Annotated in this window: 9 protein-coding genes; 3 read left to right on the top strand and 6 right to left on the bottom strand. The window is 70.6% G+C overall.

Annotated features, from left to right (window positions below; all coding sequences use genetic code 11):
- The first annotated feature begins 170 nt into the window (after nucleotides 1–170).
- Nucleotides 171–1,196, top strand: coding sequence for a hypothetical protein (locus IF37_RS0114185; protein ID WP_253915762.1), 1,026 nt, complete (start codon nucleotides 171–173; stop codon nucleotides 1,194–1,196).
- A gap of 118 nt (nucleotides 1,197–1,314) precedes the next feature.
- Here the strand turns inward: IF37_RS0114185 and IF37_RS0114180 are convergent, their stop codons facing one another.
- On the bottom strand, nucleotides 1,315–2,244 hold the full coding sequence (locus tag IF37_RS0114180) for a DUF4232 domain-containing protein (RefSeq protein WP_030741643.1): 930 nt from the start codon (nucleotides 2,242–2,244) through the stop codon (nucleotides 1,315–1,317).
- A gap of 366 nt (nucleotides 2,245–2,610) precedes the next feature.
- On the opposite strand from IF37_RS0114180, the gene IF37_RS0114175 reads away from it, so the two are divergent.
- Nucleotides 2,611–4,434 carry a multicopper oxidase family protein gene (locus IF37_RS0114175; protein ID WP_253915761.1) on the top strand — a complete coding sequence of 608 codons (1,824 nt, stop codon included), beginning with the start codon at nucleotides 2,611–2,613 and terminating at the stop codon, nucleotides 4,432–4,434.
- Here the strand turns inward: IF37_RS0114175 and IF37_RS0114170 are convergent.
- From IF37_RS0114170 to IF37_RS0114150, 5 genes are all read right to left on the bottom strand, one after another.
- On the bottom strand, nucleotides 4,427–6,337 hold the full coding sequence (locus IF37_RS0114170; protein ID WP_030741637.1) for a M64 family metallopeptidase: 1,911 nt from the start codon (nucleotides 6,335–6,337) through the stop codon (nucleotides 4,427–4,429). The genes IF37_RS0114175 and IF37_RS0114170 overlap by 8 nt on opposite strands.
- A gap of 9 nt (nucleotides 6,338–6,346) precedes the next feature.
- The gene (locus IF37_RS0114165; RefSeq protein WP_030741634.1) at nucleotides 6,347–6,793 is read right to left on the bottom strand and encodes a hypothetical protein; all 447 of its coding nucleotides are present in this window, start codon (nucleotides 6,791–6,793) and stop codon (nucleotides 6,347–6,349) included.
- 423 nt (nucleotides 6,794–7,216) lie between these two features.
- Nucleotides 7,217–8,257 (bottom strand): vWA domain-containing protein, encoded by a 1,041-nt coding sequence (locus tag IF37_RS0114160; RefSeq protein ID WP_030741632.1) that lies wholly within the window; start codon nucleotides 8,255–8,257, stop codon nucleotides 7,217–7,219.
- 113 nt (nucleotides 8,258–8,370) lie between these two features.
- Nucleotides 8,371–8,565 (bottom strand): hypothetical protein, encoded by a 195-nt coding sequence (locus IF37_RS0114155; protein ID WP_030741630.1) that lies wholly within the window; start codon nucleotides 8,563–8,565, stop codon nucleotides 8,371–8,373.
- A gap of 299 nt (nucleotides 8,566–8,864) precedes the next feature.
- On the bottom strand, nucleotides 8,865–10,307 hold the full coding sequence (locus IF37_RS0114150) for an aldehyde dehydrogenase (RefSeq protein WP_030741628.1): 1,443 nt from the start codon (nucleotides 10,305–10,307) through the stop codon (nucleotides 8,865–8,867).
- A 424-nt stretch (nucleotides 10,308–10,731) separates the two neighbouring features.
- Between IF37_RS0114150 and IF37_RS0114145 the strand changes: the two genes are divergently transcribed.
- Nucleotides 10,732–11,799 (top strand): alpha/beta fold hydrolase, encoded by a 1,068-nt coding sequence (locus tag IF37_RS0114145; protein WP_030741626.1) that lies wholly within the window; start codon nucleotides 10,732–10,734, stop codon nucleotides 11,797–11,799.
- The last annotated feature ends 103 nt before the right edge of the window (nucleotides 11,800–11,902 follow it).

The raw sequence follows: 11,902 nt of genomic DNA, 5'->3' as shown, positions 1-11,902 counted from the left end.
ACCCTGAATCCCCCCACATCTCCCCCCACCCCGCGAAACACCGATCACTCACAACGGAAAGACGGGGCATGGCTACTCGTAGAGGATTTCTGGGTACCGTTTCGGCAGCAGGGGCAGCCACCGTTCTCTTGCAGGCACAAGCGGCCACCAGCGCGTCGGCCGCAACGACCGTGACCGACGAGAAGGCGGCACGGAACGCGATACGCAACGTCAACGCCGGGATGCGCGCCAACTACGCGTCCCTCAAGTCCGAGCTGGTCAAGCACCTCACACCGGTCGTCGTCGTCGAGAACAACGCCGTCGGCGGACGCTTCACCCTGATCAACAACGGGGTGAGGGTGGAGACGGTCGACCCGGTTCCGGAGTACTTCGAACTGGCCAAGTCCATCGCCCACGTTCCGCTGGGCACCTACTCGGTACTGGCCGCCTACCTCAGCGACCAGGTGCCGAACATCCCGGGCTCGCAGCGCATCGACCCGCACGACCTGGAGATGGTCGCGTTCAAGACCCCGGGCGACAAGGGCTGGGTCACTCCGCTGAACAGCTACCGGACCACGCTGAAGTCGGCACTCACCATGCTGCCGACCGCGAACCTCCCGGTCGACCTGGAGGACTCCTGCACCAGGATCCTCACGGAGGCCGTCAAGTTCATCGACGCCATCGTCAAGGCGGGGACGTTCGACATGGTGGCGTTCAACCAGTTCGCCGCGACGGTCTACCCGTCCATCCGCGTCAACATGACCTTCGCGGCCACGGCTCAGATCACCGGCATCGAGGCGCTGATGAAGCGGTGGCGCGCGCTCATCGGTGAGCAGGCGTGGAGCGACCTGTACGTCACGGTGCTGTCGATCTGGACGACGTCCGAGCTGAACCAGGCGTCCATCATCATCCGCCGCACCATGAACCAGGCGAAGGTGGACACCCACCTGATCGACCTGCCCACCGTGGAGACCCCCTCGGACCCGATCGCCGTGGCCCTGGACAACCTGGCGCGCATCGTCCAGGACAACGTCGCCGCCGAGATGGTCTTCAACACCGACCTGGAGGTCGCCGACGCCCTGAAGGGCAGGGAGGATCTGCTCTCGGACGAGATCCTCCAGCAGATCGGCGGAACGGCGCCCGCCGCCAGGACCGCCGCGTTCGGCGCCGCCGCGGCCGGCACCTGCCCGGTCACCGGGCGCACCGCGGCGGTCTGATCACCGGGCGCTCCCTGCCCCCTGCGCCGCCCGGGCCAGGGGGCGCTCCGGCCGGCCGGGCGGCCTCCGGCGTTGTGGCGGTACTTCGGCGTTGTGGCGCTACTTCGGCGTCGTGGCGCTACTTCGGTGCGCGCGTCCAGGCGCGGACGGCCAGCCTGCCGGTGGTGCCGAGGTCGAGGTGAGGCGTGACGGTCACCGGGTCCGCGCCCCGCTCGGCCCGCACCCTGACGTGGGGGACGTCGACGGCGGTGCCGGACCCGGTGGTGTTGCGCCACATGAGACCCGAAAGGGCGCTCTCGCCCGGCTCCAGGACCAACGGGCGGGCCGGTTCGTCGAACCCGGTGCCGGTGCTGATGCCGCCGCTCCCGTGCACGATCCGGACGCCTTCGACGGGCGCCAGGTCCTCGCCCAGCAGTTCCAGGAGCGGGTAGCCGTCGAGCCGGTGAGCACGGGTCCCGCAGTTCTCCAGGTGCAGTCCCACCACGCGCAGCCCCATCGCGGCGTCACCGTCGTCGGCGGTCAGACGGAGCCCGGAGGGCGGGCACTCCCCGGACGCCGGCGGCGCCTCGGCGGCGGGCACCTTGGTCACCCTGGCGACCTCGACGCGGGTCACCGGGGAGGCTCCGGGGGCGAGTCGGCCCAGCCGGACCGTGCCACGCGCGGTGGCGCCGGGTCCGACCGAACGCACGGTCTCACTTCTGTTGGCCATCACCTCACCGGCGTCCGTGGTGAAGTCGAACAGGATCGTGTACGTCAGCGGCCCGGTGCCGTCGTTGGTGACCTCGTAGGCGGCCGAGATGCCGGAGTCACCGGCGGGCAGGGGGTCGGCGTGGACGAGCCCGTCGGAGCGGGGAGTCGCGGTGGGCGCGCCGGTGGGGATGGTCACCGAGGTGACGCGGACCCCGTCCACGGACGGGGCGGTGGCGGAGGGCCGGGGAGCGGTGGCGGCCACGTCGGCGCCGGGGCCGCCCGGTCGTCCGGTGCCGCACGCGGTGAGCAGCAGGAGTGCGGCGACGGCCGGCAGCAGGGAGGAGGTGGCTCTGCGCATCCGGTCACCCCATCAGAGGGGCACGCACCGAGCCGTGGTGGAAGCCACAGTTCCGGTCACAGGCGTGTCACACCCGGTCCGCGACACATCTGGCGGTGGATCTACATGCATTCCGACTGGCGGTGATCATCAGATTCCCGTCGTCGGGTGGATTCCGCGGCGCGGACCGGCGTGCTGCGACGACGCGGCGATGTGGGACCTGTATCTCTGCGACGCCAGGTGACACGACGGAAGGTGAGAGCGATGGTCGGGCGACGAAGATTTCTCATGGCCGGTGCCGTGGGCGGTGCGGCCATGTTTCCGCAGGGTGCCGTGGGAGCGCGGGCACACGCGTCGCCGGCTCATGGGACCGGGTCCGACACCCCGGTGCCGCAGACTCCCCCGCTGGAGAAGTACGTCGACCCGCTGCCCCGGCCGGTGACGGCCGTCCCGGACCCCGCCGTCTATCCGGGCGCCGACTACTACGAGATCACGATGCGGCAGGGCTCGTGGCGCTTCCACCGGGACCTGCGGCCGGCGACGACGTGGGGGTACTGGGCCACGGACCCGCACAATCCCCGCACACCGCTCGGCATGGGCTACCTCGGGCCGACCATCAGCGTGACCAGGGACGACCCGACGGTGGTCAAGTACCGCAATCACCTGCCGACCACCCACCTGTTCCAGTTCGTGATCGACGCGATCCGCAGCGGGGACCCCCAGCTCACCCCCATCGCCCCGCCCCCCTACAAGAGCCACCTGCCCTTCCCCCGGAACGTCAACGTGTGGAACGTCGTGCACCAGCACGGCGGTTACACGGCACCGCAGTCCGACGGCCTGCCGTTGCAGTCGTTCAGCCCGGACGGCGTCCACGCCGAGTCGTACACCACCCTGGACCCGAGCCGGGTCAAACCCAACGAGGCGATCTACGCCTACACCAACCACGACCACTCGTGCCTGCTCTGGTACCACGACCACGGCATGGGCATGACCAGCGTCAACGTCTACGCGGGCCTGGCCGGTCTCTATGACATCCGGGACCCCGCCGACGACCGGCTCGGGCTGCCGCGGGGCCGGTTCGAGGTCCCCCTGATCCTCCAGGACCGGACCTTCCACCGGGACGGCTCGCTCGCCTACACCATGACGCAGCGGGAAGGCGAGGACACCCCGGTCGTCAACGGGAAGGCGTACCCGTACCTGGCCGTCGAACCGCGGCGCTACCGGCTGCGCTTCCTCAACGCGTCGAACGAGCGTTTCTGGCGGCTGCGGTTCGACGTTCCCCGGGACGTACTGCTCCAGCCCACACTGCCGTTCTGGCTGATCGGCACCGACGGCGGCCTCCGGGCGCCGCTGCGCATGCTGAACTTCCTGATCTCGCCGGCCGAGCGGTACGACCTGATCGTCGACTTCAGCGGGCTGCCCATGGGCACGAAGGTCACCCTGACCAACTACAACGCTCCCGTCCACTTCCCCGGTGGCGGCGGACCGGAGATCTCGGAGATCATGCAGTTCCATGTCACCGAGCGGCTGTCCGGGCGCGGGGACGACACGGTGCCGCCCGAGAAGCTCGGGGTGTCGGCGATCGTGCCCGTCAAGCCCACGCCGCGGACCCGGCGGCGGGAGTGGGTGCTGTACCAGCACAAGCTGTTCGGCACCATGACGTTCAACGCGGTGCCCTTCATGGAGCCGTCCCTGGACTTCATCGAGGCGGGCTCGCCCGAGATCTGGGAGTACATCAACCCCAACCACGACGCCCACCCGATGCACGTCCACCTCGTCAACTTCCAGGTGCTGGACCGGCAGCCGATCGACGCGGCCGGCTACCAGGCGGCCTACGAGAAGTGGATCTACGGTGGCCGCCGGCCGGAGGACAGGCCGGTGCTGGCCGACTACTTCACCGGCCCGCCGATTCCGCCGGACCCGGACGAGGCGCTGTCCCGCAAGGACACGGTCAAGTCCTATCCGGAGACGGTCACCAGGATCATCGTCCAGGACTTCACCCCGCCGACGGAGACGATCGCGTCGATTCCAGGCAGCGGGACGGAGTTGCCGGCGACGTACGTCCACCACTGCCACATTCTCGAGCACGAGGACGACGAGCTGATGCGCCCCTGGACGATCGTCGCCCGGGGCACCCGCGGCGGCGACAGTGACCGGAGCGACGGCGGTCACGCCGGCCACGGCGGTGACGACGGCGCGGCGCTCAGGTGATACCGAGCTGGAACCATCTGCCCCAGCCGCCCGACGCGTCCCACCACGTGCTGTACACGGTTCCGTCCGTGCCGACCGCGAACAGGTCCAGGTGCTCGGTGACCCGGGTCAGCGCCGCGATCTGGCCGCCCGGCGCGGCGACACCGCCGGACACGTTGAACCAAGGGGCCCAGCCCGTGGTGTCGTGCCACCACGTCGAGTAGATCCGGTTGTCGGTGCCGACGACGAACAGGTCCATGTGATTCGTGTAGCGCACCACGGCCGTGACCGGTGAGCCCGCCGACGCGACGCCCCCGGACACCTGGAACCACCCTCCCCAGCCGCCGCGCGCGTCCCACCACGTCGACATGATCTTGCCGTCGGACGCCGTGGTGAACAGGTCCAGGTGGTCACGGTGCCGGGCGACCGCCGTGACAGCGGAGTCGGGCCGGCAGCTGATGCCCGGCAGCGGGAACCACGCCGCCCAGCCGGTGCGCTCGTCCCACCACGCGCTGTAGACGCGGTTGTCCGTGCCCACTGTGAAGAGGTCCAGGTGGAAGGGGTAACGCGCCACGGCCGTGACGGTGGCACCGCTCGCCGCGACACCGCCGCCGATCTGGAACCAGTCGGCCGCCCAGCCGGTACGGGCGTCCCACCACGTCGACATGGTCCGCCCGTCGGACGCCGTGGTGAACAGGTCCAGATGGTCGGCGTACCGGCTGACGACGTGGACCGTCGCACCGGGGCGCGCGACCAGGCCACCGACCCGGAACCAACTCGACCAACCGGTCGCCTTGTCCCACCACGCGCTGTAGACGCGGTTGTCCGTGCCGACCACGAACACGTCGAGGTGGCTGGCGTACCGTGCGACCGAGGTGACCGGAGCGCCGGTACCGCCGGGCGAGGCCAGCCCCCCGGAGACCTGGAACCACCCCGCCCAGCCGCTGCTCACGTCCCACCAGTCGGACATGGTGCGCCCGTCCGCGGCCACGGCGAAGACGTCGAGGTGCTCGGGGTAGCGGGCGACAGCGCTGATCGGCGTGCGGCCGCGGGCGGGCAGCGTCGCGAGCGGGCCGATCCGGTTCCAGATCACCTGTCGGCACACCCGGCAGAACGGGACGCTCAACTCGCGCATCTTGCAGGTCTGTTCGGGCCGGTAGGCGCCGCAGTGGAAGTAGTGCGCGCCCTCGAAGCAGCCGACCGTCCCGGCGGGAACCGTGCTCGGCCGGGTGTCCACCGTCGCGCAGTCCGGGTTGCTCATGGTGGGCAGCGCCGTCCCGGCGGCGACCGCCCAGCCCCATTTCAGCGTGGCGCGGTCGGTGTTCAGCGTGACGTTCGGCTCGGCGGGCTCACCCGCCGGGTGGTGGTCGTGCCCGGTCTCGCCGCCGCCGGCGAGGTACGCGTACTCGTCCGCGAGTCCGTACGCCGTGTGCCCGGTCTCATGGATGGCGATCTCGGTCGCGCCGTTCGCCAGGGAGTACGTGCCGACCGAGCCGCCGCTCCCGCCGTAGACCGTGGAGTTGACCACGACGATGGCGACGGAGAACTCCGGCACCTGGGCCGCAGCCGTCCGGAGCACCGTCGCGTTGTCGCACACGAGCAGCCGCCTGATGCCGCTCGCGCCGAACGTGGAGTCGAAGTACGTGCGGGCCGTCGCTCCGGTGCCGCCGGCGCCGGCCGGATCGTCGGCGCCCGAGTCGGTGGAGACGACGTCGACCCGCCAGATGTTGATCGCCGGACCGAGTTCGTCGTAGGGCGCGGTGGCGGTCAGCGCGTTGACGAAGTCCTTGCACGCGGTGCCGAACTCGGTCTGCTGCGCGGCGGTGAAGCCGTCGCCGAGCAACACGATGGTGAAGGCCCGGTCGCGCGGCGCGGATCCGAAGATCTGGGTGCGGCCCTGGACGCTGCCGTCGGACGTGGTCATCCCGGCCCCCTACCGCTCGAGCCGGAAGGTGGCGAGGTCGACGTCGCGGGTCGTCCCGGGCGGCGGACTCGTCGCACCGCCGGGAGCGAGCCGCGCCTCGGGCGCCGCGGGTGCGACGCGGACCACGGCGACCTGGGCGGCCTCGGCCGGTGCGGGCAGGAGCACGGTGAAGGCACCGCGTGCCTCCACGTCGACCCGGGTGATCGGCTGCGAGTGGTCCTCCGGGAAGACCTCGGCGCTCTCCCGGAAGGCGCCGCGCGCGGGAACGCGGGCGAGGCGCTGCCCCCGGTCGTCCCGTGTCTCCACGAAATGGCCGGGGCGCTCCTCGGGGTGGGCGTCGAAGCCGCTGATGACCGTGTCGACCGGCTGCTGGGAGACGAGGTGCACGGCATCGCCCTCGTACTCGAAGATCAGTCGGACGGCTCGGGCGGTGGGCGTCGGTTGCGGGCCGGTCATGATGACTCCTCCCCCGGAGACCGCGACCGCGGTGTCCGAAAGATGTGCCCTGGCTGTGGGTGCCCCGGAAGGCTGAGGTGCGTCCGCGGGGCGGGAAGCGGTCCGGCGGGAGGGGAGCGCGGCGCGGCGGTGCACGCGGTGGCCCGATGGGCGGCCGACGGCTCGGGGCGGGAACGGGAGCGGGGGCCGTAGCGGGGGCCGCGGGAATTCCCGGGCGGGACCGTTCGTACTCTGGGGTTGTTCACATGCTATCTCCGACCGATCACATGCGCGCGCCGACCCGGTGACCGGTGATCGATGCCGCTGAGGCGGCCTCCGGGTCGGGGGCCCGGTGGTCGATGCCGTCACGGCGGCCTCCGGGTCGGCGGCGCGGTGGTCGGTGTGCTGGTGGGTCCCTGACGCCGAGCGCCGCTCCCGTCCGCGTCAGAGCATCAGCAGCAGCCGGGTGTTCGGCACGAGCTTGCGGTTGACGCTGGTGCTCTGCACGAAGATGGTGAAGTCGTCGTTGTGGTCGGGCCTGACCCGCACCTCCACGTCCGGCAGGCCGAGCAGGGCGCGGGCCTCGGGTCCGGTGTAGATCCGGTCCGTCTTCTTCTCCAGCACCGCGATCCGCTTCCGTGCCTGGACCTTCTCCGACTTGCTCAGCTGGTAGAACGCGCCGCCCGTGCGGTAGGTGTGCCCGGACTCGGTGACCCAGTCCCGGATTCCCGCCTCGCGCGCCACCGGTATCAGCTCGTACTCCGAGGGGTTCACCGGGGTGAGGCCGGCCGCCTTGATGGTGTCCTTGTTGACCGTCTCCGCGCCCGTGGAGAACACCGCCCGCGATCCCCGGATGCCCTTGCTGCGGCCGATCATGAACTTCTCGGTGGCCTGCTGGATGACCTGCCCGGCCTCTTCCAGACCTCGGGTGCTCGTGGCGTCCCAGATGGCGATGTTGTCCTTCGGGAAGCCGCACCGCATGGCCTCGCGCTTGCCCGTCTGGTCCGGCACCAGGACGGCCAGGGTCCAGTTGTCCTGCTGCGTCGCGATCATCCCGGCCACGGCCTCGGTCAGTTCCCGCGGGTCCTGCGCGGGGGCGTCCGGGCAGCGGTGGCTCGCGTTCTCCTGTCCGTCGGTGAGGATGAACGTCAGGAAGCTGTGGTCGCCGTAGAGCTGCGCGGTCTGGGCCAGCTCCCGCTGTGACTTGAGTGCGGCCGCCAGCAGCGCGGTCATCCCGCCGACCCGGTAGAGCTCCTTCAGCGAGGGCATCCGCAGCACGTCCTTGTCGTAGATGACGCACTCCACCGTGTCGGCGAAGACGTACACCGTGACGCGGGTCTCCTGGTCCAGTTCCCTCGACCGCCGGGCGAGGTAGGCGATCTGCTGGTCGGCGACGTCGACGACCTTGCTCCGCAGGTGCGACATGGACGAACTGGCGTCCAGCACGAGAGCGACGTGGTTGATGTAGTTCTGGTGACCGGACATGACGGTGCCCCCTGGTTCCGACTGCGAGTCGCTGTTCCGACCCGATGTCCTCACCGTCTCACCCACCACTGACAATCGACCGTGGCCCGCCCTCCCCGGGGCCGAGGCGGGGACTACAGCCCCAGGTCGAGCGCCAGGCACGAGTAGTACTTCCACGAACCCTCGGGGTTGTAGGCGGTGTTCGCCCCGCCGCCCCGCTCGGCCGCCACCTCTTCGGTCATGTCCTCGAAGCGGATGCGCTCGGGGAGCCGGCCGTAGCGGGCGTGCCGGGCCGCGGCGACGGCGTCGCCGGTGAGTTCCTCGTTCATGCCCCTCTCCCACTTCGTCGGTTGTGCGCGGTATGCGCACCGCTGCCGGGGACGCACATCAGCGTGTACCCGCCTCCGTCACCTGTCAAGCCGGTGACGACACCCGTGCGGTCACCGCGTGACCGCGGCCTCGAGGACGGCCGCGAACCTCCCCTGGGTGGCGCTGAGTTACCGGGTGGTCTCGACGTGACGACCCAGCGGGCCGCCTCGCGGGTGGCCCGTCCGGCACCGGAACGCGTCCAGGCCAGGCCACCTGCCCTGACTCCCGCCGCCGGTCTGCGGTTCAAAGGCCGGCGGGATCAGACGGTGATGGTCTGGTACTCGGTGTAGGTGCCGAGGCCCACCGCGCCGTACTCACGCCCGATGCCACTGGCCTTGAAGCCGCCGAACGGACCGTCGAAGGCGACGGAGGCGCCGTTGACCGTCACGGTGCCGGTGCGGATGCGACGGGCGACCGCCAGCGCGTGCTCCTCGTCGGCGGACCAGACGCCGCCCGACAAGCCGTACTCGGAGTCGTTGGCGATGCGGACGGCGTCGTCCTCGTCGTCGTAGCCGATGACGACCAGGACCGGACCGAAGATCTCCTCCTGCGCGATGCGCATGGAGTTGTCGACGTCGGCGAAGACGGTGGGCGTGACGTAGTTGCCCTTCTCCAGGCCCGCGGGGAGCTGCGGGCCGCCGGTGACCAGGCGGGCACCCTCCTCGATGCCGAGCCGGATGTAGTCGCGGACCCGTTGCTGCTGGTCGGGGCGGATCATCGGGCCGATGAAAGTGTCGGGGTCGTCGGGGTCGCCGACCTTCAGCGACTCCACCAGCTCCTTCAGCGCGCCCACGACCTCCTCGTACCGGTCGCGCGGGGCCAGGATGCGGGTCTGGGCGATGCACGACTCGCCGTTGTTGAGCAGGGAGCCGAACTTCAGGCCCGCGACGGCCTCGCCGAGATCGGCGTCCGGCAGGATGACGGCGGCGGACTTGCCGCCCAGCTCCAGGCTGACCCGCTTCAGCCGCTCGCCCGCGATGGAGGCGATACGGCGGCCGGCGCGTGTCGAGCCGGTGAAGGCGATCTTGTCCACGTCCCGGTGCGACACCAGGTATTCGCTGGTCTCCCGGTCGGCGGGCAGGATGCTGATCACCCCCTCGGGCAGGCCCGCCCGCTCCACCAGCCCGGCCAGGAAGCCCATGCTCAGCGAGTTCTCCGGGGACACCTTGAGGACCACCGAGTTGCCGGCCAGCAGGGCGGGGATGATCTTCGAAGTGGCCGAGGAGAACGGCGAGTTCCACGGGATCACCGCGGCCACGACGCCGACCGCCGCACGGCGCACCACACTGCGCACCGGGGACGCCGGGTCCGAGGGAGGCAGGGTCTCCTCCCAGGTGAACTCCTCCGCCGCCTTCAGATAGGCGTTCGCCTGCCGGGTCAGACCGGGCTGTCCGGCGCGGGTGAACCATCCCGCCGAACCGTTCTCGCGCGAGATCAGACGGGCGGCCCGCTCCGCGTTCTCCTCTCGCAGCGCGTTGAACCGCCTGAGGACCGCGATCCGCTCCGCCGGCGGGGTCAGACGCCACTCGCCCGCCTCGAAGGACGCCCGCGCCGCGGCCACCGCCCGGTCGATGTCCGCAGGCCGCGCCTGTGCCGCGCGACCGATCACCGACCGGTCGTGCGGCGAGGCGATGTCCAGCAGTTCCGGATCGCTCGGCTCCACCCAGGAACCCCCGATGAAAAGCCGGTCGTAAGTGATCATGCGCTGTCTCTCCTCCGGTGCTTCCGGTCGAGTCCGTCGGGACGCGTCGACCAACCGCCCTACCTTAACTGCCTCATCACTGTAGCGCTTCCTGTTGTCGAGGCGACATAAGTGCGGCACTTCCTGTGACACGTGTGCCGATATCCCAGGAAACGTGTCGCACACCCGCCTACATGGCGACACCGAACCGTCATGTGACTTATGCGTCCGGACCCGTCGCGCAGCAGAGCGTGTACCGCCGTTCCGAGCCGCCGGAAGAAACCCTCGCCGAGCCGGGAAAAGATGCGCGTCACCTGTTTGACAGGTGACTATTGCTGTGCGAGGGTCATCGCGCCGACAGCCGGGCCGACCCTGGGCGTCCGAGGCGGGCGACGGGGCTTCCGGGCCCGGACGGTTCACCGGAACACACGACGGAGGGTTTTGGATGATCGACAGGCGTACCTTCAGCAAGGCCGTCGGCCTGGGCACCGGCGTGGCCGCCGTCTCCCTGTCCGGCCTCCCCGCCCAGGCGTCCGCCGCGACCACCCCGCACCCGCGCAGCGCGGGGCCCGCACCCACCGTGCCCGCCGTCACCCCGGGCACCCACACCGGCTTCCGCACCCTCAAGCAGGTCAGGGCGGGCGTGCTCGACATCGGTTACGCCGAGGCCGGCCCCGCCCACGGCCCGGTGGTCATCCTGCTGCACGGCTGGCCCTACGACATCCACAGCTACGTCGACGTCGCCCCGCTCCTCGCCGACCTGGGCTACCGCGTCATCGTCCCCTACCTGCGCGGCCACGGCAGCACCCGCTTCCTGTCCCACCACACCCCGCGCACCGCCGAGCAGTCCGCGATCGCCCTCGACATCCTCGCCCTGATGGACGCCCTCAAGATCCCCAAGGCGCTGCTGGCCGGGTTCGACTGGGGTTCGCGCACCGCCGACATCATCGCCGCGCTGTGGCCCGAGCGCGTCAAGGCCCTGGTCTCCACCACGGGGTACCTCATCACCAACGTCAAGGCGCAGCTGACACCGGCCGCCCCGGCCGTCGAGCACAACTGGTGGTACCAGTGGTACTTCGCCACCGACCGCGGCAAGCGGGCCATGGAGAACCCGGACGAGCGCATCGCCCTGTGCCGCTACGTGTGGACCCTCGTCTCCCCCGGCTGGGACTTCGACGACGCCACCTTCGAGCGCACCGCGCAGGCCTTCCACAATCCGGACTACGCGGCCATCGTCCTCTACAACTACCGGTGGCGCATCGGCCTGATCGAGGGCGAACCCCGCTACGACCGCTACGAGAAGCTGCTCGCCGCCCAGCCCTCGATCCACGTCCCCACCATCACCCTCGACCCGGCACTCGACCCCTTCACCCCGGCCGGCGACGGCTCCGGCTACCGCGACCACTTCACGGGCGCGTACGCACACCGCACCATCGCGGACATCGGCCACAACCTGCCCCAGGAGGCGCCCACCGCCTTCGCCCAGGCAGTCGTCGACGCCGACCACCTCTGAGCGAGGTCCTGCCGACCCGATCCCGGCCGACCGGATCCCTGCCGACCGGATCCCGGCCAACAGCGCCCGGCCGTCACCAGCTTGAAAGGTGACGGCCGGTGTG

The sequence above is a fragment of the Streptomyces sp. NRRL S-31 genome, from assembly GCF_000718775.1.
Classification (GTDB): Bacteria; Actinomycetota; Actinomycetes; order Streptomycetales; family Streptomycetaceae; genus Streptomyces.
This window is presented reverse-complemented; position numbering and strand designations above follow the sequence as displayed.

Excerpts from the sequence above, each read along its gene's own strand:
- IF37_RS0114165 (WP_030741634.1), bottom strand. The coding sequence starts at position 6,793 with ATGACCGGCCCGCAACCGACGCCCACCGCCCGAGCCGTCCGACTGATC.
- IF37_RS0114170 (WP_030741637.1), bottom strand. The coding sequence starts at position 6,337 with ATGACCACGTCCGACGGCAGCGTCCAGGGCCGCACCCAGATCTTCGGA.
- IF37_RS0114155 (WP_030741630.1), bottom strand. The coding sequence starts at position 8,565 with ATGAACGAGGAACTCACCGGCGACGCCGTCGCCGCGGCCCGGCACGCC.
- IF37_RS0114160 (WP_030741632.1), bottom strand. The coding sequence starts at position 8,257 with ATGTCCGGTCACCAGAACTACATCAACCACGTCGCTCTCGTGCTGGAC.
- IF37_RS0114145 (WP_030741626.1), top strand. The coding sequence starts at position 10,732 with ATGATCGACAGGCGTACCTTCAGCAAGGCCGTCGGCCTGGGCACCGGC.
- IF37_RS0114150 (WP_030741628.1), bottom strand. The coding sequence starts at position 10,307 with ATGATCACTTACGACCGGCTTTTCATCGGGGGTTCCTGGGTGGAGCCG.
- IF37_RS0114180 (WP_030741643.1), bottom strand. The coding sequence starts at position 2,244 with ATGCGCAGAGCCACCTCCTCCCTGCTGCCGGCCGTCGCCGCACTCCTG.